The sequence below is a fragment of the Agrobacterium sp. BT-220-3 genome (assembly GCF_025910175.1).
GTDB lineage: Bacteria > Pseudomonadota > Alphaproteobacteria > Rhizobiales > Rhizobiaceae > Agrobacterium > Agrobacterium oryzihabitans.
In genome coordinates this window covers 136982-159070 of sequence record NZ_JAPAIX010000004.1, presented here as the reverse complement: position 1 = coordinate 159070, position 22089 = coordinate 136982, and the positions used below count along the sequence as shown (strand labels likewise).

The following is a 22089-nucleotide window of genomic DNA, read 5'->3' as shown; positions in this document are numbered from 1 at the left end:
TACCATGACACTTTTCGTTTTTGTCGGCTCTCTTCTGGGAGCCATGGCGATTGGCGTTCCCGTCGCTTTCTCGCTGATGTTCTGTGGCGTCGTGCTCATGTGGTACATGGGCATGTTCAACACCGCGATCATAGCCCAGAACATGATCTCGGGTGCCGACACCTTCACGCTGCTTGCCATCCCCTTCTTCATTCTGGCTGGCGAACTGATGAATTCCGGCGGTCTTTCCCGCCGTATCATCGACTTTGCGATCGCGCTCGTCGGCCATATCCGTGGCGGCCTCGGCATCGTGGCGATCGTCGCGGCCATCATCATGGCCAGCATCTCCGGTTCTGCGGCAGCTGATACCGCAGCCCTTGCCGCAATCCTGATCCCGATGATGGCGAAGGCCGGTTACAACATTCCGCGCTCCGGTGGCCTCATCGCCGCAGGCGGCATCATCGCCCCGGTCATTCCGCCGTCCATGGCCTTCATCGTCTTCGGTGTTGCCGCCAACGTGTCAATCACCCAGCTTTTCCTCGCCGGTATCGTCCCCGGCATCATGATGGGCGCATCGCTCATCATCGCCTGGCTGATCGTGGTGCGTAAGGATGACGTCAAGCCGCTGCCGAAGACCTCCGCCAAGGAACGTCTGACCGCCACCGCGCGCGCCGGCTGGGCGCTTGGCATGCCGGTCATCATTCTCGGCGGCATCAAGGCGGGCATCATGACGCCGACGGAAGCTGCGGTCGTCGCGGCTGCCTACGCGCTTTTCGTCGGCATGGTGATCTACCGCGAACTGAAACCGGCGGATCTGTTCCACGTGCTTCTGCGCGCCGCCAAGAGCACGTCCATCATCATGTTCCTGGTTTGCGCCGCACTCGTCTCCGCATGGCTCATCACGGCAGCGAACATTCCGAACGAAGTCGCGGGTTATATCGAGCCGCTGATCGACCGCCCGATGCTTCTGATGGCCGCCATGATGGTACTGGTCTTCATTGTCGGAACCGCACTCGACCTGACGCCGACCATCCTGATCCTGACGCCTGTTCTGATGCCGATCGTCAAACAGGCGGGTATCGACCCGGTCTATTTCGGCGTCCTCTTCATCATCAACAACGCCATCGGCCTGATTACCCCTCCGGTTGGCGTCGTTCTGAACGTTGTCAGCGGCGTCGGCCGCATCCCGCTCGGCAAGGTTACGGTCGGCGTCTGGCCGTTCCTCGTTGCCGAAACCATCGTCCTGGCGCTGCTCGTGATTTTCCCGGACATCGTTCTCGTACCGCTGCAATATCTCCGCTAATCCGCAACCGCTTCTCGAACACAATCCAAGGGAGGATATTATGAGAAAGCTTCTTCTGACCACCACGGCCATCGCTTTCGCCGTTGGCGCCGCAGCGCCGGCAATGGCCGAATTCAACAGCCGCAACATCCGCGTTTCGAACGGCATCAACCAGGACCACCCGGTCGGCAACGGCATCAAGGCCATGCAGGCCTGCCTCGACGACAAGTCGGGCGGCAAGCTGAAGCTGACGGCATTCTGGGGTGGCGCTCTCGGCGGTGACCTTCAGGCAACTCAGGCCCTGCGTTCCGGCGTTCAGGAAGCCGTCGTGACGTCCTCTTCGCCCCTCGTCGGCCTCATCCCGTCGCTTGGCGTGTTCGACCTGCCGTTCCTCTTCGCCAATGACAAGGAAGCCGATGCCGTTATGGACGGCGCATTCGGCGACATGATGAACAAGAAGCTGGAAGAGCAGGGCCTCGTAAACCTTGCTTACTGGGAAAACGGTTTCCGCAACCTCTCGAACTCCAAGCATGCCGTTACGAAGTGGGAAGACTTCTCCGGCCTCAAGGTTCGCGTGATGCAGAACAACATCTTCCTCGACACCTTCCAGAACCTCGGCGCCAATGCGACGCCAATGGCTTTCGGCGAAGTTTTCTCGGCGCTTGAAACCAACGCGATCGACGCGCAGGAAAACCCCTATGTGACGATCGACACCTCCAAGTTCTACGAGGTGCAGAAGTACATCACCGAGACGAACCACGCCTACACGCCGTTCCTTTTCCTCTTCTCCAAGCCGATCTTCGACAGCTACACGCCCGAAGAACAGACCGCCCTGCGTGAATGCGCAGTCGTCGGCCGCGACGAAGAGCGCAAGGTCATCCGCGATCTGAACCAGAAGTCGCTGGAAAAGATCAAGGCTGCCGGTCTTGAGGTGAACTCGCTGTCTCCGGAAGAGCAGGCCCGTATCCGCGAGAAGTCGATGGTCGTCTACGAAAAGCACAAGGCTGAAATCGGCGCTGATGTCGTTGACGCCGTTCTGGCCGACCTCAAGAAGATCCGCGGCCAGTAAGCCCATTTGACTGAAATGAAAAACACCCGGAGGTTCCGCCTCCGGGTGTTTTTATTTGCGGAAAACTCAGACCAGAAAAAAGGCTGCCGAAGCAGCCTTTTTATGAAAATCAGGACGCCGTGCGGTTCTGCCGGTTGGCGATGAGATCTTCCACCACCGCCGGATCGGCGAGCGTCGACGTATCCCCCAGCGCGCCGAAATCGTCCTCGGCGATCTTGCGCAGGATACGCCGCATGATCTTGCCGGAACGGGTCTTCGGCAGGCCCGGCGCGAACTGGATCTTGTCGGGTGTTGCGACCGGACCGATCTCATTGCGCACGTGCTTTACCAGCTCTTCGCGCAGCGCATAATCACCGTTCTGGCCGGCCATCAGCGTGACATAACAATAGATGCCCTGCCCCTTGATGGGATGCGGATAACCGACCACAGCCGCTTCCGAAACCTGGTGATGCGACACCAGTGCGGACTCCACCTCGGCGGTGCCGAGGCGGTGGCCGGAAACGTTCAGGACATCATCGACGCGGCCGGTGATCCAGTAATAGCCGTCCTCATCACGCCGGCAGCCGTCACCGGTGAAGTACTTGCCCTTGTAGGTCGAGAAATAGGTATCGATAAAGCGCTGGTGATCGCCATAAACAGACCGCGACTGGCCCGGCCAGCTGTCAATGATGCAGAGGTTGCCGTCCGCCGGGCCCTCCAGCACCTTGCCTTCGGCATCGACAAGCTGCGGCTGCACGCCGAAGAACGGCCTCGTCGCCGAGCCGGGTTTCAGATCGGTCGCGCCCGGCAGCGGCGAGATGAGAATGCCGCCGGTTTCCGTCTGCCACCATGTGTCGACGATGGGGCTCTTGTCCTCACCGACCACATGGTAATACCACTCCCAGGCTTCCGGATTGATTGGCTCGCCCACCGTGCCGAGAAGCCGGAGGCTGGAGCGCGACGAACGCGTCACGAACTGGTCACCCGCCCCCATCAGCGATCGGAGCGCTGTCGGTGCGGTGTAGAAGATATTGACCTTGTGCTTGTCGATGACTTCCCAGAAGCGGCCCTGATCCGGGAAGTTGGGCACGCCCTCGAACATCAGCGTCGTCGCGCAGTTCGCAAGCGGCCCATAGACGATGTAGGAATGGCCGGTGACCCAGCCGACATCGGCGGTACACCAATAGACCTCACCATCCTTGTAATCGAACACATATTCATGCGTCATCGACGTATAGACGAGGTAACCACCCGTGGTGTGCAGCACGCCCTTCGGCTTGCCGGTGGAGCCCGACGTATAAAGGATGAACAGCGGATCTTCCGCCCGCATCTTCACCGGCGGGCAATCCGGTTTCACGGTGGCGATTTCCTGATGGTACCAGATGTCGCGGCCCGGTGCCCAGCCGGTCTTGCCGCCGGTGCGGCGCACGACCAGAACCTTGTTGACGATGACATATTGCTTGGCGGCAATATCGATCGCCTTGTCGGTGTTTTCCTTCAGCGGGATCGGCTTGCCGCCGCGCACGCCCTCATCGCAGGTGATGACGAAGGTCGATTCGCAGTCGACGATACGGCCCGCCAGCGCCTCTGGCGAGAACCCGCCGAACACGACGGAATGGACGGCGCCGATGCGCGCGCAGGCGAGCATGGCATAGGCCGCTTCGGGAATCATCGGCATGTAGATGGTGACGCGGTCACCCTTCTTCACACCGTGCTTCTTCAGCACGTTCGCCAGTCGGCAGACATAGTCGTAAAGCTGGTTGTAGGTGATCTTCTTGTCGATATAGGGATTGTCACCTTCCCAGATGATCGCCGTGCGCTCGCCATGCGTCTTCAGATGCCGGTCGATACAGTTATAGGAGACGTTGGTCAGACCGTCCTCGAACCACTTGATCGGCACCCGTCCCTTGAAGGACGTGTTCTTGACCTTGGTATAGGGCTTGAACCAGTCGATCCGCCGGCCGTGCTTGTCCCAGAACTTTTCTGGATCCTCGACGCTCTCCTGATACCATTTCTGGTAACGCTCATTGTCGATGAGCGTACGGGCCTTCGCCGATTTGAGCACCGGATAGATTTTGGCAGACATGAACTCCTCCTGAAACCAAGTATGTCTTGTTTTAGCGCGCGCCGAGAGACTCCCATCCTCAGGCATGTGGTGAATTCATAGCAGGTCGATGACCGACGGCAATTAGACAAAGGCATTTGTTTTGCAAAGAATTGCAATTATGATGCAATCCGGTTATAGAGCGCCAATATCCCGGAAATCAGTGGTTGATACCACGCCCGCGACACCGGCGCGGACGGACAGAAGGACTGTATCTATGGCTCAACAATTGCTCATGCCAAAAGCTACGGCTGTATGGCTGGTTGACAACACCGCGCTGTCGTTCGATCAGATCGCCACGTTCTGCAAACTGCACCCGCTCGAAGTCAAGGCGATTGCCGACGGTGAAGCCGCGCAGGGCATCAAGGGCCTCGACCCGATCGCGACCGGACAGCTTTCCCGCGACGAGATCGCCCGCGCTGAAGGCAACCCCAACCACAAGCTCAAGCTTTCCGAGCCGAAGGTCCGTGTGCCGGAATCCAAGCGCCGCGGCCCGCGTTATACGCCAGTTTCCAAGCGCCAAGATCGTCCAAACGCCATTCTCTGGCTGGTTCGTAACCACCCGGAACTGAAGGATGCGCAGATTTCGCGCCTCGTCGGCACCACCAAATCCACCATCGAGCAGATTCGCGACCGCACCCACTGGAATTCGGCCAACCTGACGCCGATGGACCCGGTGACGCTTGGCCTCTGCAGCCAGATCGATCTCGACCTCGAGGTTGAACGCGCCTCGCGCGGCCGCCCGCTGCCGACTGCCGAAGAACTCGGCAACACGCTGCAGCCGGCAACGGTGACGGAAGGTCTGGACTATAACTTCCAGCGCGAGGAAGACGAACAGATCGATGCCGACGCCGTCTTCAAGAAGCTCAGCTCGCTGAAGTCGACACCGAAGGACGAAGACGAGGACGATCACTACTGATCGGACGTCTTGCATTCATTTAAAACCCGGCCGCAGTGCCGGGTTTTTTGTTGAATGGTTTATCGCGCGCCGAAGATCGCCGAGCCGACCCGCACGCTGGTGGCGCCGAATTCAACGGCAGTCTCGAAATCGCCTGACATGCCCATGGAAAGCTTCTCGAGGCCGCATTGTTTTGCAAGCTTTGCCAGAAGCGCGAAATGCGGGCCGGGATTTTCCTCCGCCGGCGGAATGCACATCAGTCCCTCCACCGGCAATTTCAGCTCGTCCCGGCAAAGAGCAACGAAGGCGACCGTCTCGCGCGGATCGATGCCAGCCTTCTGCGGCTCAAGCCCCGTATTGACCTGCACATAAAAACGAAGGCTGCGGCCCTGTTTGGCACATTCTTCGGACAGCGCACGGGCGATTTTCTCCCGGTCGATGCTCTGTATGACGTCAAACAGCGCGACGGCATCCGACGCCTTGTTGGATTGCAGCGGACCGATCAGATGCAGTTCGATGTCAGGTGTCTTCTCTTTCAGGCCAGGCCACTTGCCCTGCGCTTCCTGAACACGATTCTCACCGAACACGCGCTGGCCACTGTCGATGACCGGCTGGATGGTCTCCGCATCGAATGTCTTCGAGACGGCGACGAGCGTAACCTCTTCAGCCTTGCGACCGGATTTTTCCGCAGCTTCCGCGATACGCTGCCTGACATCCTCAAGACGTGCTTCGATTTCCATCACAGAACCTTTATTTGAACCATTCGCAAGCTAACTAGACGCCGATTGCCTTGATGCCAAGCGGGTTTAGCACCATTTGAGGCACGCTGGCCAAGATTGAACGCCCGGACGCCCCGCCAAACTTGACGCCCCGGTCGTTTCATGGTGAAGGTCAGCGCAAATTTTTCCCCTCGATACCCGGAATTCAGAACAATGGCCATCGAACGTTACAATCCTCGCGACGCCGAGCCGCGCTGGCAGCAGAAATGGAACGAAGACAAGGTTTTCGTCACCGACAACAGCGATCCGCGTGAGAAGTATTACGTTCTAGAGATGTTTCCCTACCCGTCGGGGCGCATTCACATGGGCCACGTCCGCAACTATGCCATGGGCGACGTCGTCGCCCGCTACAAGCGTGCACGCGGCTTCAACGTTCTGCACCCGATGGGCTGGGACGCCTTCGGCATGCCTGCGGAAAACGCGGCCATGCAGAACAGGGTTCACCCGAAGGACTGGACCTACCAGAATATCGCAACCATGCGCGGCCAGCTGAAGTCCATGGGCCTGTCGCTGGACTGGACCCGTGAATTCGCGACCTGCGACGTGGAATATTACCACCGCCAGCAGGCGCTGTTCGTCGACTTCATGGAAAAGGGGCTGGTTTACCGCAAGCAGTCCAAGGTCAACTGGGATCCCGTCGACCATACCGTTCTCGCCAATGAGCAGGTGATCGACGGCCGCGGCTGGCGCTCCGGCGCGCTGGTCGAGCAGCGCGAACTGACGCAATGGTTCTTCCGCATCACCGATTTCAGCCAGGATCTGCTGGACGAGCTGGACACGCTGGACCAGTGGCCGGAAAAAGTGCGCCTGATGCAGAAGAACTGGATCGGCCGCTCCGAAGGCCTGTCGCTGCGCTGGCAGACAGTTGCCGGAACAGTGCCGGAAGGTTTTTCCGACATCACCGTCTATACGACGCGTCCGGACACCCTGTTCGGCGCATCTTTCCTGGCGATTGCCGCAGACCACCCGCTGGCAAAAGAATTGTCGGCGAACAACCCCGATATCGCCGAGTTCTGCGATGAATGCCGCCGCCATGGCACCTCGCTCGCAGCGCTGGAAACGGCAGAAAAGAAGGGCATCGATACCGGCGTCAAGGTCGTGCACCCGCTCGATCCCACCTGGGAACTGCCCGTCTACGTCGCTAATTTCGTGTTGATGGATTACGGCACGGGTGCGATTTTCGGCTGCCCATCGGGTGACCAGCGCGATCTGGACTTCGCCCGCAAATACGGCCTGCCGGTCGTGGCTGTCGTCGCCCCTGAAGGCCCGGATGCAGAAAGCTTCACCGTCGAGGACACGGCCTATACCGATGACGGCGTGATGATCAATTCCGGCTTCCTGAACGGCATGAACACGACTGACGCCTTTGAGGCGGTCGTGCAGAAGCTCTCCGCCGAGATGCTGGGCAATGCGCCGCAGGCCGAGCGCAAGGTCAATTTCCGCCTGCGCGACTGGGGCATTTCCCGCCAGCGCTACTGGGGTTGCCCTATCCCCGTCATCCATTGCGAAGTCTGCGGCGTGGTGCCGGTTCCGAAGAAGGACCTGCCGGTCAAGCTGCCGGATGACGTGACCTTCGACGTGCCCGGCAACCCGCTGGACCGCCACCCCACATGGCGTCACGTTGCCTGCCCGCAATGCGGCCATGACGCGCGTCGCGAAACCGACACGATGGATACTTTCGTCGATTCCAGCTGGTATTACACCCGCTTCACCGCGCCGTGGGAAGACCAGCCAACCGACCCGAAGGTGGCCAACCACTGGCTGCCCGTCGATCAGTATATCGGCGGCATCGAGCATGCGATCCTGCATCTGCTCTATTCCCGCTTCTTCACCCGTGCCATGCGCGAGACCGGCCATGTGGGCGTCAAGGAGCCCTTCAAGGGCCTGTTCACACAGGGCATGGTGGTGCACGAGACCTACAGCCATGGCGAAGGCACTGGCCGCGAATGGATAGCACCCGCCGACCTGCGCATCGAGGAGACGGACGGCGCTCGCCGGGCTTTCCTCCTGTCCTCCGGCGCCGAAGTCAGGATCGGCTCGATCGAGAAGATGTCGAAGTCGAAGAAGAACGTGGTCGACCCTGACGATATCATCGCATCCTATGGGGCGGACACCGCGCGCTTCTTCGTCCTGTCGGATTCTCCGCCGGATCGCGACGTCATCTGGTCGGAAGCTGGCGTGGAGGGTGCAAACCGTTTCGTCCAGCGCGTCTGGCGCATCATCGGCGAAGCAGCCGAGGAACTGAAGAAAGTTCAGCCGCAGCCTGCGACCGAAGGTGAGGGCCTAACAGCGTCCAAGGCCGCCCACAAGACGCTGAAAGCCGTTCAGGAAGATCTGGACAAGCTCGCCTTCAACAAGGCGATTGCCCGCATTTACGAACTGGTCAACGCCCTGGCCGGCCCGCTTGCCGATGTCGCGGCGGGCGGCAAGCCGGATGATGTGAAGGCAGCGGCACGCGATGCCGTCGAAATCCTCATCCGCATCATTGCCCCCATGACGCCGCATCTGGCCGAAGAATGCTGGTCGGCACTGGGGAACACGGGTCTCGTCGCCCAGACGCCATGGCCGGCTTTCGTGCCCTCACTGGTCGAGGAAAACGATGTGGTCATGCCCGTTCAGGTCAACGGCAAGAAGCGCGGCGAATTGACAATCGCGCGCGATGCGGATCAAGATGCGGTCCGCACGGCCGCCCTTGCGCTGGATGCCGTGAAATCTATTCTTGCCGGTGGCGAGCCCAAGAAAGTCATCGTGGTTCCGCAGAGGATTGTGAACATTGTTGTCTGACGTTTTTTCGAGATGGAGCCGCGTCGCGGCAGCAATTTCCGTCGTGATGATGGCTGGTCTTCTGGCGGGCTGCCAGGTGCGCCCGCTTTATGGCGAGGCTTCCGGAACCAAGGAAAGGCTGGCGGCTGTCAGCGTTTCCGACGTCGGTGGAAGAGTTGGGCAGGAAGTCCGCAATCAGCTGATCTTTCTGATGGCGGGTGGCGCAGGCCAGCCGGCAACGGCACAGTATAACGTCAAGATTTCCGTCAGCTCTAGCTCCTCAACGACGGAAGTGCAGAATTACGACCTGACGACCCGCGCGAACAACAATTACGACGGCCCCTATCCCGGCCGTGTGGTGATGACCGGCAACTACGTTCTGACCCGTATTTCCGATGGTCAGATCCTACGCTCCGCACGCCGCAGCGTAACGGCGCAGGTGGATCTGCCGCAGCAGGAATTCGCCAAGATCCGGGCGACCCGCGATGCTGAAAACCGGGCGGCCCGCGAACTGGCTGAAATCATCCGCACCGATATCGCCGCCACTCTCGGCCGCTGAGAACCGCGGCCGTGGCGGAGATAAAATCGCATGAGTTTGAGCGCTTCGCCGAAAACCCGGCGGAGCGCTTTCGCGTTTTTGTGCTCTATGGCCCAGATCGGGGCCTCGTATCGGAGCGGGCCAACCTCATCGCTAAAAAAACCGGCATCGATCCCGATGACGCCTTTGCATCACTGAAACTGGCCGCATCCGACCTGCAGGGTGATCCCGGCCGCCTCCTCGATGAGGTCAACGCCATTGGTCTCTTCGGTGGTGAAAAACTCGTCTGGATCAAAGGTGCGTCGGCTGAGAAGGCACTGGTGGATGCGCTCCAGATACTGGCCGAAACACCACCCGAAGCAAGTTTCCTGATCATCGAGGCGGGTGACCTCAAAAAAGGCACCGGGCTGCGCAAGATCGCAGAACCCGCGCGCTCGATCGCCGCAATCCCCTGTTATGCGGATGATGCTCGCTCGTTGAATGCACTGATCGATCAGGAACTGTCGGCCGACAATCTGCGCATCGCGCCGGTCGCGCGGCAGAGACTGATTGAATCGCTTGGCGGCGATCGCATCGCGTCGCGCAACGAGATCCGCAAGCTGGCACTCTATTGCCGTGGCGCGGAAGTGATCGAGGAAGACGACGTGCTGGCGATCATCGGCGATGCCAGCACGGTTTCCGCTGACGACGCGGTCGACGCCATTCTAAAAGGTGACAGAAACGCCTTTTTCCACGCGACCCAGAAGATCATCTCGTCAAAGACGCCGATTTTTCTGGTGCTTCAGGGTTGCCTCAAGCAATTCCAGCTGCTCGACCAGATGCGGGCCGAAATGGACGAGAAAAAGCAGCAGGCCGGTCAGGTCATGCAAACGCTCGGACGCCACATCCATTTTCGCAGAAAGCCGATCATCGAAAGGGCACTGCGCACATGGCAGCCAGCGGCGATTGCCCGCGAGATGAACCGCCTGCAGGCGGCCATATTGCAAAGCCGCCAGCGGCAAAGCGTGGAAGAAAGCGTGGCCCTTCTGACCCTGCTTTCGACCACGCTGCAATCCGGCCGAGGTGGCTGAACTTCAGCAAAAAGCCCTCGCGCTGGCGCTGCGAGGGCTCTCAAAATCATAGTACGAAGACGATAGGCCGTCGAAAACTCAGTCACCCTGACCGGGTTCGGCGGAAAAATAAAGGTCCAGCTTGCCCTCGACGCCGTCCATTTCCTTGGCTTCGGGCATGGGGTCGCGCTTTATCGTGATGTTCGGCCAGATCGCTGCATATTCCGCATTCAGCTTCAGCCACTTGTCGAGACCCGGCTCCGTATCGGGCTTGATTGCCTCGGCGGGACATTCCGGTTCGCACACACCGCAGTCGATGCATTCATCAGGATTGATCGCGAGGAAATTCTCACCCTCGTAAAAGCAGTCGACGGGGCAGACTTCAACGCAATCGGTATATTTGCAGCGAATGCAATTGTCGGTCACGACATATGTCATGATGAACTCCAGAATATGCAGGCCGGGTCTTTGGGCTTCGGAACACAAGCCGTCGCCCGGAATTCAGACAGGGCAATTTCGCAAGTGACGTAATGCCTTTGCCTTCAGATAGCAAGGATAAACAATTCTGAAAAACCGGCTCGACTTGGAGGTTTATTCTAATCTGTATTTCCGTCACTGTCTGACAGAAACTTGTCGAGCGCTCTGCGCTCTTTTTTGGTCGGACGACCGCTGCCCGGCTCTCGCATCGCCTGCTCCAGGGGGCTCAGCCCGTCGGAAGGCGCCCGTGGCGGCGTCAGATCGTCATAGAGAAGCCTGGCCTCTTCATAGGGCCCACGCCGCTCGCCGCCGGACTTGACGACGAGTACCTTGTCCATCCGCTCGAAACCGATATCGAGCCTGTCACCCGCCTTCACGGCATGGCTTGGCTGACGGACAGTGACACCATTGACCTTAACCTGGCCAGACTGGATATAACCTTGGGCAAGGGAGCGGGATTTAGCCATGCGGGCAAAGAACAACCACTTGTCCAGACGCTGATGCGTACTCTCCAATGGCTGTTCTTTGCTCCCCATAGGCTTACTTCTTCAGCTGCTCCTTGAGAGCAGCGAGTTTTGCGAAAGGCGAATCCGGGTCTAGTGGCTTCTCCTTGCGGGGCGGCTTGGCTTCGAAACGTTGCTGACCCTGCGGTTTTCCGCCGCGGTCATTACGGTCCGGCCTGTCCTTGCGCTCGCCGCGATCCTGACGATCGTTGCGATTGCCGCGATCAGGGCGTCCGCCATCACGCTTGCGCTCGCCCTCACCGCCACGATTGGCAGCTTCACGATTTGCGCCGTCACGATTGTCACGACGGCCTTCGCCACGACGCTCGCCCTGCTCGCGCGCGCCATCGCGGGCTTGACCGCGATTGCCCGGACGACGATTCTCGCTACGCTGGTTTTCGTTGCGACCACCCGGACGCCACAGAAGAACAGGCTTCGGCTCGGCAGCCTCAGCGCTTTCCGCAGGCACGGTCTCGCTCACCGCAGCTTCTTCGCTGACGGCTTCCACGACCGGTGTTTCCTCGGCGGCTTCAGCAACGGCCGTCTCGGACGACTGCTCTTCCGAAGCGGGTTCATCCTGCTCGGTCTCGGCGCCTTCCTCTTCCGTCACCGCTTCAGCGGCGGCCGTAGCCGCAGTACCGGTCTGGCTGGCGAGGAAGGCCTGCGCCTCCTCCGCCGTCACCTGGTCAGCACGGTAGCCGAGGCCCTTGAGGATCTCTTCCATGTCGTCGAGCGTCGCACCGAGAATGGAAAGCATCGCAGTCGTCGTCGTGAAACGACGGCCGTCATAGGCGCCTTCCGGACGCGGCTGCTGGCCGGGCTTCCACTGCAACAGCGGACGGATGAGATCGGCCAGACGCTCGAGAATGTCGATACGCACGGCGCGCTTTCCGAGGAAACGGAAACCGGCAAGCTTGTAGAACATGCGCTCGAAGGTCGGGTCCGTCACCACGGAGGTGCGGCCGGCGGCCAGAACCGGAATGAGATCGCCATAACCCGGCTTGCCGAGGCCATCATTCTTCAGGGCCCAGAGCAGCGTGACAAGCTCGGCCGGAGCCGGCTTCAGCAGCGCGGGCAGGAAGACGTGATAGGCACCAAAGCGCACACCGTAGCGGCGCATGGAGGCGCGCGCATCCTGATCCAGCGACTTCACGTCTTCGGTGACGTCGCGGCGGAACAGAACGCCAAGATTTTCGACCAGCTGGAACGCCAGTCCCTTCGCCAGACCCTGAAGGTCTTCGGCGCGGGAAATATCGTCCAGCGGCTTCAGCACGGTCGCAATCTGATGATTGACGAAACGTTCGACACGCGCCAGCGCATGATCGCGGGCATTGCCGCTCAACTGTTCGTCGGCAAGCAGGATCATACGCGGCTTCATGATGTTGTCGCCTGCCGAAAGGCGGGCCACCGGCTCGCCCAACCAGCGAACCAGACCATCGGAGCTCAAAGCGAGATCGCCGTTTCCACTGGCATGCAGACGCGCAGCACGCGCCTCGTATTCGAGCGCGAGCGCCTTTTGCGCCGCAGCCTGCACGGCCTTCTGATCCGGCCCTTCCATTCCCGGCACCGGCGTGAACCGGAACCCGGCCAACTGGCCGACGTGATGTCCTTCTACGAAGACATCACCATTTACACTGATTTCAGCTTCAAGCATCGCATTCTCTCTCAGGCGCCTCATGAGCACAGATGTCCTGCGATCAACAAAGCGTTTCGTCAACCTTTCATGTAGTGCATCGGACAATCGATCCTCGATTTCCCGCGTCTTTTCTTGCCAGTGTGTCGGATCGGCAAGCCATCCTGGGCGGTTCGATACATAAGTCCATGTTCTGATCTGCGCAATCCTTGCAGACAGTGTATCGATCTCTCCGTCCGTGCGGTCGGCGCGGCGCACCTGCTCACCCATGAAATCTTCGTTCACAGCACCGCGTTTTACGAGATCGAAATAGAGCGTCGAGATCAGGTCGGCATGCTGGGCAGGTGCGATACGGCGATAGTCGGGAAGCGCGCATGCCTCCCACAGTTTTTCCACCCGCGCATCCGTCGTCGTCACGTCGATGATCTCAGGGTAACGCGACAGATATTCCAGCGCCTGCTGGTCGATCGCCGGCAGAGCCCGGGAAAGTCCCTGGATCGCCGGTGCGGCATCAAGGCTCAAACGCAGATTGGCGATGGAGGAGAAATCGAAATTCTTCGTCCGCCACTGCAGCACCTTCACCGCGTCGAACTGATGGGTCTCGATACGCTCCACCAATTCGTCGTCAAAGGGATCGACGCGCCCCGTCACGCCAAAAGTGCCATCGCGAAGGTGGCGGCCGGCGCGGCCGGCGATCTGGCCGATCTCGCCGGGGTTGAGATTGCGGAACTGATAACCGTCGAATTTGCGGTCCTGCGCGAAGGCGACATGATCGACATCGAGGTTAAGGCCCATGCCGATGGCGTCCGTCGCCACCAGATATTCGACATCGCCGGACTGGTAAAGACCGACCTGCGCATTGCGCGTGCGCGGCGAAAGCGCGCCCAGCACAACGGCGGCACCGCCGCGCTGGCGACGCACCAGTTCGGCGATGGCATAAACCTCATCGGCGGAAAAGGCGACAATTGCCGTGCGTTGCGGCAGGCGGGTAATCTTTTTCTGGCCCGCATAAAAAAGCTGCGACAGGCGCGGCCGCTCCACCACGGTAATTCCTGGCAAGAGCTTTTCAAGGATCGGGCGCATCGTGCCTGCGCCAAGGAGCAGCGTTTCCTCCCGCCCGCGCAAATGCAGCACGCGGTCGGTGAAGATATGGCCACGCTCCAGATCGCCGGCCAGCTGCACCTCGTCGATCGCGACAAATGCGGCCGTCGTCTCGCGCGGCATGGCTTCCACCGTGCAGACGGAATATTTGGCTTTGGGAGGTGAAATCTTTTCTTCGCCGGTAATTAGCGCCACATTCGGCGCACCCACCTTTTCGACAAGGCGGGTATAGACCTCCCGCGCCAGCAAGCGCAGCGGCAGGCCGATGACACCGCTGCCATGCGCCACCATACGCTCGATCGCGTAATGGGTCTTGCCGGTATTGGTGGGGCCGAGAACGGCCGTGACACCGCGGCCGCTCAGGATCATGGGGCGAAAATTCAACGTACTATCCGCGAATCGACTTGCACTGCTTGCCGTGCCGCCCACCATCGCTGATGCAGGCCGCACGCACCACACATGGCAATGCCCGAAGACAAAGGCAATAGGCCTTGCCCGTAAAGTCGGCGGCAGCTCCTGCTGCACCGAATTTTCCGTTCAGATTCAGCCGGTTGAGAGAATAAAAAGAATCCGGCGAAAATGGAATCGATTCGGTTGCGGAACAGTCTGCGAACGAATCGAATACGAATCGCTGACTCGACGGGATTCAGCTTTTGTTCTCTACAGCATCTGGTTGGCGAATGCGCTTCCCATACCAGATTGTGAATCCGGGTAAGTCCTTGCCCGGATTCATGCTTTCCGCACCGGCCTTTCGCCAAAAATACCGGAATCGGCTGTCAAGCCGCAATCGCGGGATCAGAGCGCCTCGCCAGCGAGCAAACGCGGCGCATTCGCATCTGTCGTGCCGGCGGCCTGCCCGATGAAATAGGATTTCAGCGCCGGCAAACGATCGACAACACCCAGCCCGAAATCCCGCATGATGCGGATGGGTCCGACATCGTTGGAGAAAAGCCGGTTCAGCACATCCGTCGTCACACCCATCCGCAATGTATCGAAACGCCGCCAGGACTGGTACCGCTCGAGAACGTTGAGGGAGCCGATATCGAGGCCGAGGCGGTCGGCCTCGACAACGGTTTCGGCCAGGGCTGCAACATCCTTGAAGCCGAGATTGAGGCCCTGGCCCGAGATTGGATGAATCCCATGGGCCGCATCGCCGGCGAGCGCGAAACGCGGTGCAACGAAGGAGCGCGCCAGCGTCAGCCCCAGCGGAAAGGCACGGCGAGGGCCGACGGGGTGGACAGGGCCGAGCTTGTGACCGAACCGGCGCTCCAGTTCTTCCTCGAACACCAGATCATCGGCAGCGACCAGCCTGTCGGCGTCGGCCGTGCGCTCGGTCCAGACAAGCGAGGAGCGGTTTCCCTTGAGCGGCAGGACGGCGAAAGGCCCCGACGGCAGGAAATGTTCCTCCGCGCAGCCCTCATGCGGCCGCTCGTGTTCGACGGTGGTAACAATCCCGGACTGATCATAATTCCATTGCACGGTCTTGATGCCTGCCATATCCCTGAGCACCGAGCGAACCCCGTCGCAGGCGACGAGCAGTCGCGCTTCAAGGGATGAGCCGTCAGAAAGGCTGATCGATGTCGATTGCGGCCCAGTAGTAAAGCCGGAAACACTGAGACCATGGCGGATTTCAACGCCAAGACGCTCGCACAGACCTCGCAAAGCGCCGACCATCGCAACGTTCGGAACCATATGGGCGAACGGCCCGCCCTCCTCGACCACACCATCAAACGTCAGAAACACCGGACGGACGGGGTCTGCGGTCTTCGAATCGGTGACGATCATCTTGTTGATCGGCTGGGCCTCCGGTTCGATCTCGTTCCATATGCCGAAAACGTCGAGCATGCGCGTGGCCGCCGCAATAATGGCGGAGGCGCGGACGTCCTTCTTCCAGACATCCTCGGGAGCTGCCTCAACCACCTGCACATTGAGATGCCGGGCCGCCTGCTTAATTGCGACAGCAACGGAAAGACCGACATATCCGCCGCCTGCAACCACCACGTCTAGCATCGCGCTTCTCCTCAAATCTTGTGCACACATCATCGGCGCACTATAGACCATGTGACGTCTTCCTACAGCCGGAGCAGGCCGAAAAAATGTCGCATCCTTTGCAAACGTCAGACCCGATGGCCAATCTCATCACCACGCTCGATCTCGAAAAGCTGGAAGAGAACCTGTTCCGGGGCGAAAGCCCGCAAATCGGCTGGCAGCGCGTCTTTGGCGGCCAGGTCATTGCGCAGGCCCTGATCGCCGCGCAGAGAACCGTAGACGACGACCGCCTCGTGCATTCGCTGCATGCCTATTTCATGCTCCCCGGCGATCCGCTGGTGCCCATCCTCTACCAGGTGGAACGCATCCGCGATGGTTCCAGCTTCGGCACCCGCCGCGTGGTCGCCATCCAGCATGGCAAGGCGATTTTTTCCATGTCCGCATCGTTTCAGATATTTGAGGACGGCTTTGACCATCAGATAAAAATGCCGGATGTGACGCCGCCCGAAAAGCTGATGAGCGAAGAGCAGATGCAGGCGGCCTTTCTCGCCAAGGCACCCGCTTCGATCCGCAAATACTGGAGCAACAAGCGCCCGATCGAGATAAGACCTGTTTCACTGACCCATTACATCTCGAAAGAAAAGCTGGAACCGCAGCAGGATATCTGGGTTCGCGCCGTCGGTGATGTGCCCGACAATCCGCATTTCCAGTCGGCCATTCTGGCTTATCTGTCGGACATGACCCTGCTCGACACATCGCTCTACGCCCATGGAACGACGATCTTCGATCCTTCCATTCAGGTGGCCAGCCTCGATCACGCCATGTGGTTCCACCGCCCCTGCCGGTTGGATGATTGGCTGCTCTACAAGCAGGATAGCCCCAGCGCCTCCGGTGCCCGCGGTTTGACCCGTGGCAATATTTTCACCAGACAGGGTGAGCTGGTCGCCTCCGTCGCACAGGAAGGTTTGATCCGCAAAAGGGCAGATGATTAAATAATGTGCTTTTCTCAGAAATCGCACATTTAATAGACGCAAACTTCGTCGACAAATGCCCCTTTTTCAGACGCCATTCATATAAGTTTTATATTTCAATAACTTATAAGCCAGATGAAAAACTGGCACGCCCTTTGAATGTATGTCCGCAGTCGCTGTTACTGATCTGCCAGCGGCAAGGAGAGTCGGCTCCGTGCCGAGGACAAACAAAGGATGGGAAACCAGATGAAAATTGTGATGGCCATTATCAAGCCGTTCAAGCTGGATGAGGTGCGCGAAGCGCTCACCGGCGTCGGCATCCAAGGCCTGACCGTGACCGAGGTAAAGGGTTACGGACGCCAGAAGGGGCATACCGAGATTTATCGCGGCACGGAATATGCGGTGAGCTTCCTTCCCAAACTGAAGATCGAAATCGCAGTTCCATCCGACCTCGTCGACAAGGCTGTCGAGGCTATCGCGTCTGCGGCAAAGACCGGGCAGATCGGTGACGGAAAAATCTTCGTCTACTCTATCGAACAGGCCGTGCGCATCCGTACCGGCGAAACCAACACAGAAGCGCTTTGAAGCACGGCTGACAGGGGAGTTTTCTAGCTATGCAACTCAACAAGTTTTCAACGCTCGGCAAGCTGGGCGCCGGTGTGGCGGCCCTGATGGCCCCGGCCATCGCCTTTGCCCAGGAAGCCGCGCCGGCAGCAGCGGCAGCAGCGCCTGTTCCGGAAAAAGCCGACACCGCATTCATGTATGTCGCGACGATCCTCGTGCTTTTCATGATCATTCCGGGCCTCGCCCTGTTTTACGGCGGCCTCGTCCGCACCAAGAACATGCTCTCCGTTCTCATGCAGTGCACGGTCGTCGCGGCAGTGATGATGCTCGTCTGGGTGATCTACGGTTACTCCTTCGCCTTTGGCGGCGGCACCGGCCCGTACTTCGGTGGCTTCGGCAAGCTGTTCCTCTCCGGCGTGTCGCTTGACAGCACATCGGCGACCTTCTCGGAAGGCGTGGTGATCTACGAATATACCTTCATCGCCTTTCAGATGACCTTTGCGGCCATCACACCGGCGCTGATCGTCGGCGCCTTTGCGGAACGCGTGAAGTTCTCCGCCGTCATCCTCTTCACCATCCTGTGGGCAACCTTCGTCTATTTCCCGATTGCACACATGGTATGGGATGCGAACGGCCTGATCTTCGGCATGGGCGCTCTCGACTTCGCCGGCGGCACGGTCGTTCACATCAATGCCGGTGTGGCAGGCCTGATCGGCGCGATCATGGTCGGCAAGCGCACAGGCTTCGGCAAGGACATGATGGCGCCCCACTCCATGACGCTGACGATGGTCGGCGCGGCCATGCTGTGGTTCGGCTGGTTCGGCTTCAACGCCGGCTCCAACCTCGAAGCATCGGGCGGTGCGGTTCTTGCAACCATGAACACCTTCCTCGCAACTGCCGCTGCCATCGTTTCGTGGTCGCTGGTTGAAAGCTTCACCCGCGGCAAGGCTTCCATGCTGGGTGCTGCTTCGGGCATGATTGCCGGCCTCGTCGCCGTCACGCCTGCGGCCGGCTCCGTCGGCCCGATGGGCGCCATCGTTCTCGGCCTCATCGTCTCGCCGATCTGCTACTTCTTCGTCTCGGTCGTGAAGAACAAGTTCGGTTACGACGATACGGCTGACGTCTTCGGCGTCCACGGCATCGGCGGCATCATCGGCGCCCTCGGCACCGGCATCTTCACCTCGCCGCTGCTTGGCGGCACGGGCAAGGAAGACTTCTCCATCGCCTCGCAGGTCTGGACGCAGTTCGTCGCCGTCGCCATCACCATCGTCTGGTGCGCAATCGTCTCGGCAATCCTCTACAAGATCGTCGACGTTATCGTCGGTCTGAGGGTCCCGGTCGAAGCGGAACGCGAAGGTCTCGACCTCGCAACCCACGGCGAAGCCGCTTACCACTCTTAAGATCAGGGAAAAGGGGTTCTCCATCCCCTTACCCAAAAGAAGGCCCGCTCCGGCGGGCCTTTTTCTTTGTCGCAAATCTGCTAGAGCGCATCCAGTTTAAACGGAATAGTTGGACGCGCTCTAGATCTTTGTTTTCACGCATTTTCCGGACGTAAAACCGCGTCGCACTTTTACCGGAAGTGCTCTGGCAGCATCAAAAAACCGCATGGTTAACACGACATTAACCAGCGAGCGGTTAGTTTTCCCTGTCAATCCGGGATCTGGTCACCTGCCGGATCTTGCCGAAACCACAAAAACGACGGGTTCAGGGACATGGGCAGAATGCAATCTCCGACATTCGATGGTCGTCACACACGCTTCGTGCTGACGGCGTTTTTCGTGCGGCAGATCATGGCTCTGGCCGGTTTCGCGTTGCTGGCCACCATTGCGCTGGGTATTGCCGCGCTGGCCACATGGAATGTGGCGGATCCGAGCCTCTCCTATGCCACCGGAAACCAGCCCACCAATCTTCTAGGATACGGCGGGGCGATCTTCGCCGATATCGTGATGCAGTTCCTCGGTCTCTCCGCAATCATCTCGCTTTTGCCGATGATCGCCTGGGCGATCGCGCTGATTGCCGGACGCAGGTTCAACCGGATACCCGCCCGCCTCGTCGCCTGGGTTGCCGGCGCCATCGTCTGCGCCGCCTCGCTCGGCTGTTTTCCCGCGCCCGTCACGTGGCCTCTGCCAAACGGCATCGGCGGCGTCATCGGCGATATGATCCTGCGCTTCCCGGCCCTTTTCATCGGTGCTTATCCGACCGGCACCATTGCAACGGTACTGGGCGTCATATTCGCAGCACCCGCCGCCTGGCTGATGCTGTTCGCCGCCGGTCTCATGGGAGGTCCGGAAGATGTCCCGGAACTCGAAGAACGCGCACCCGTTGCGAGCAAGGCGCGCGCCACCCGGGAAGCCGAGGAAGACGATGACGACGGCGAGGGTTTCTTCGCCAATATCCTCGCCTTCGGCGCAATCGCACATTACTGGTACATCACCCAGGCCCGTCTTCGCCGCCTGTTCGGCATCAAGTCGAAATCCCTGCATGACGAATTCGAACATCCTTACGATTTCAACGAATATGAATTCGGCACGTTGAACGAGCCTTCCCGCCTCAAGACGGCAATCAACCGCCTCGACCAGCGCGCGGAGCCGTCCTTCGAAGAACGTGCTGCATCCCGCCGGCAGGTGTCACCTCCGTCCATCGCGCTCGATGATGATGACGACATGGACGGAGAGCCGCGTCTCGCTGCAGACGGGCAGCGCTTGCCCAGTGGCATTCTCTCGGATGACGACAGCGCCGATCAATCCGACCCCAAATTTATCGCAAGACAGGCACCGGGACGCGGACAGCCGAGAATTACGGCCCCCTCCGCGCGTCCCAAGCCGAGCGAGCGTGTGGCAAGGGAGGCGCAGGCCTCGTTTATCGCCGCCGACGGTTTCCAGCTGCCCAGCGTCCATCTTCTGGCGGAACCTAAGAATGTCGTGCGTGACAATACCCTGAGCGAGGAAGTGCTGGAGCAGAATGCCCGCCTGCTCGAAGGGGTCCTCGAGGATTTCGGCGTCAAGGGCGAGATCATTCATGTGCGCCCCGGCCCTGTCGTCACGCTCTACGAACTGGAACCGGCGCCCGGCATCAAATCCTCGCGCGTCATCGGCCTTGCGGATGACATCGCCCGCTCCATGAGCGCCATCGCCGCGCGCGTGGCCGTCGTTCCCGGCCGCAACGCCATCGGCATCGAACTTCCGAACCAGACCCGCGAAACCGTGTTCCTGCGCGAACTGGTTGGCAGCCGCGATTTCGAAAACAGCAAGGCCAAGCTTGCAATGGCGCTCGGCAAGACGATTGGCGGCGAACCTGTCATCGCCGACCTCGCCAAGATGCCGCATCTGCTCGTTGCCGGCACCACGGGCTCGGGCAAGTCCGTCGCCATCAACACCATGATCCTGTCGCTCATTTACCGCATGTCGCCGGAACAGTGCCGCCTGATCATGATCGATCCGAAAATGCTCGAACTGTCGATCTATGACGGCATTCCGCATCTGCTCTCTCCGGTCGTCACCGATCCGAAAAAGGCCGTCGTGGCGCTGAAATGGACGGTGCGCGAGATGGAGGAGCGCTACAAGAAGATGTCGAAGATCGGCGTGCGCAACATCGACGGCTTCAACAGCCGCGTGCAGCAGGCGATCGACAAGGGCGAAATCCTTACCCGCACGGTGCAGACCGGCTTCGACCGCCAGACCGGCGAGGCCATGTACGAGACGGAAGAATTCGACCTGAAGCCCCTGCCCTATATTGTCGTCATCATCGACGAAATGGCCGATCTGATGATGGTTGCGGGCAAGGACATCGAAGGCGCCGTGCAGCGTCTCGCTCAGATGGCGCGTGCCGCCGGCATCCATGTCATCATGGCGACCCAGCGCCCGTCCGTTGACGTCATCACCGGCACCATCAAGGCGAACTTCCCGACCCGCATCTCCTTCCAGGTGACGTCGAAGATCGACAGCCGCACCATTCTGGGCGAACAGGGTGCCGAACAGCTGCTCGGCATGGGTGACATGCTCTATATGGCCGGTGGCGGCCGCATCCAGCGTGTGCACGGCCCGTTCGTCTCCGACAACGAGGTGGAAGAGATCGTCGCTTATCTGAAGACCCAGGGATCGCCGGAATATCTGGAAGCGATCACCGAGGAAGACGACGAGGAAGGCAATGGCGGTGGGGCGGCCGGCGCCGGCAATTTCTCCGATTCCGAGGACCCATACGATCAGGCCGTGGCTGTCGTTCTGAGGGATGGCAAGGCCTCCACCTCCTACGTCCAGCGGCGTCTCGGCATCGGTTACAACCGCGCCGCCTCGCTGATCGAGCGCATGGAGCAGGAAGGCATTATCGGCCCTGCCAACCATGCCGGAAAACGCGAAATACTCGTACCGACGGAATCAGACATCATCGAGCGATAACATCCGCAACCAAGCGG

16 protein-coding genes are annotated in these 22089 nt (G+C 59.9%); 10 read left to right on the top strand and 6 right to left on the bottom strand.

The features are described from left to right. Positions 1–4 precede the first annotated feature (4 nt). Together OK142_RS13990 and OK142_RS13985 are read left to right on the top strand one after the other, a co-directional pair. Positions 5–1282, top strand: a complete 1278-nt coding sequence (locus OK142_RS13990) for a TRAP transporter large permease (RefSeq protein ID WP_313609052.1) — start codon at positions 5–7, stop codon at positions 1280–1282. A gap of 40 nt (positions 1283–1322) precedes the next feature. Beyond that, positions 1323–2330, top strand: a complete 1008-nt coding sequence (locus tag OK142_RS13985) for a TRAP transporter substrate-binding protein (protein WP_003492596.1) — start codon at positions 1323–1325, stop codon at positions 2328–2330. Positions 2331–2439: 109 nt separating this feature from the next. On the opposite strand, the gene acs is transcribed toward OK142_RS13985, so the two are convergent. Beyond that, positions 2440–4395: an acetate--CoA ligase gene (acs, locus tag OK142_RS13980; RefSeq protein ID WP_137038357.1), complete on the bottom strand. Its 1956-nt coding sequence runs from the start codon at positions 4393–4395 to the stop codon at positions 2440–2442. Positions 4396–4630: 235 nt separating this feature from the next. Between acs and OK142_RS13975 the strand changes: the two genes are divergently transcribed. Beyond that, complete coding sequence (locus tag OK142_RS13975) at positions 4631–5332, top strand: DUF1013 domain-containing protein (RefSeq protein WP_035241253.1); 702 nt, start codon at positions 4631–4633, stop codon at positions 5330–5332. 59 nt (positions 5333–5391) lie between these two features. Here the strand turns inward: OK142_RS13975 and OK142_RS13970 are convergent, their stop codons facing one another. Then, a complete protein-coding gene (locus tag OK142_RS13970; RefSeq protein ID WP_003492601.1) occupies positions 5392–6051 on the bottom strand; it encodes a YggS family pyridoxal phosphate-dependent enzyme in 660 nt (219 codons plus the stop codon). Between the two features lie 192 nt (positions 6052–6243). Here OK142_RS13970 and leuS point away from each other — a divergent pair, with 192 nt between their 5' ends. From leuS to holA, 3 genes are read left to right on the top strand one after another with little or no spacing between them, the layout of a single operon-like run. Beyond that, positions 6244–8874 (top strand): leucine--tRNA ligase, encoded by a 2631-nt coding sequence (gene leuS / locus OK142_RS13965; protein ID WP_498683390.1) that lies wholly within the window; start codon positions 6244–6246, stop codon positions 8872–8874. Continuing rightward, positions 8867–9412: an LPS assembly lipoprotein LptE gene (gene lptE / locus OK142_RS13960; protein WP_313612448.1), complete on the top strand. Its 546-nt coding sequence runs from the start codon at positions 8867–8869 to the stop codon at positions 9410–9412. Before leuS ends, lptE begins: the two co-directional genes overlap by 8 nt. Before the next feature lie 11 nt (positions 9413–9423). Next, complete coding sequence (holA, locus tag OK142_RS13955) at positions 9424–10461, top strand: DNA polymerase III subunit delta (protein ID WP_498683388.1); 1038 nt, start codon at positions 9424–9426, stop codon at positions 10459–10461. A gap of 78 nt (positions 10462–10539) precedes the next feature. Here holA and fdxA read toward each other — a convergent pair whose 3' ends face one another. The 4 genes from fdxA to OK142_RS13935 form a co-directional block, all read right to left on the bottom strand. Further along, entirely contained in the window at positions 10540–10878 is a 339-nt protein-coding gene (gene fdxA / locus OK142_RS13950) for a ferredoxin FdxA (protein WP_035222116.1), read from the bottom strand. 158 nt (positions 10879–11036) lie between these two features. Continuing rightward, on the bottom strand, positions 11037–11453 hold the full coding sequence (locus OK142_RS13945; protein WP_498683386.1) for an RNA-binding S4 domain-containing protein: 417 nt from the start codon (positions 11451–11453) through the stop codon (positions 11037–11039). Positions 11454–11457: 4 nt separating this feature from the next. Beyond that, positions 11458–14523, bottom strand: coding sequence for a helicase-related protein (locus OK142_RS13940; RefSeq protein ID WP_498683385.1), 3066 nt, complete (start codon positions 14521–14523; stop codon positions 11458–11460). A gap of 426 nt (positions 14524–14949) precedes the next feature. After that, complete coding sequence (locus OK142_RS13935) at positions 14950–16275, bottom strand: ubiquinone biosynthesis hydroxylase (protein ID WP_498683587.1); 1326 nt, start codon at positions 16273–16275, stop codon at positions 14950–14952. Between OK142_RS13935 and tesB the strand changes: the two genes are divergently transcribed. The 4 genes from tesB to OK142_RS13915 all read left to right on the top strand — a co-directional run bounded on the left by tesB (position 16251) and on the right by OK142_RS13915 (position 22072). Next, positions 16251–17135: an acyl-CoA thioesterase II gene (gene tesB, locus OK142_RS13930; RefSeq protein ID WP_082183206.1), complete on the top strand. Its 885-nt coding sequence runs from the start codon at positions 16251–16253 to the stop codon at positions 17133–17135. The two genes, OK142_RS13935 and tesB, sit on opposite strands and share 25 nt — an antisense overlap. Before the next feature lie 213 nt (positions 17136–17348). Then, a complete protein-coding gene (locus tag OK142_RS13925; protein ID WP_003492620.1) occupies positions 17349–17699 on the top strand; it encodes a P-II family nitrogen regulator in 351 nt (116 codons plus the stop codon). Between the two features lie 29 nt (positions 17700–17728). Then, on the top strand, positions 17729–19078 hold the full coding sequence (locus OK142_RS13920; RefSeq protein ID WP_137038364.1) for an ammonium transporter: 1350 nt from the start codon (positions 17729–17731) through the stop codon (positions 19076–19078). Between the two features lie 321 nt (positions 19079–19399). Next, entirely contained in the window at positions 19400–22072 is a 2673-nt protein-coding gene (locus OK142_RS13915; RefSeq protein ID WP_498683382.1) for a DNA translocase FtsK, read from the top strand. The last annotated feature ends 17 nt before the right edge of the window (positions 22073–22089 follow it).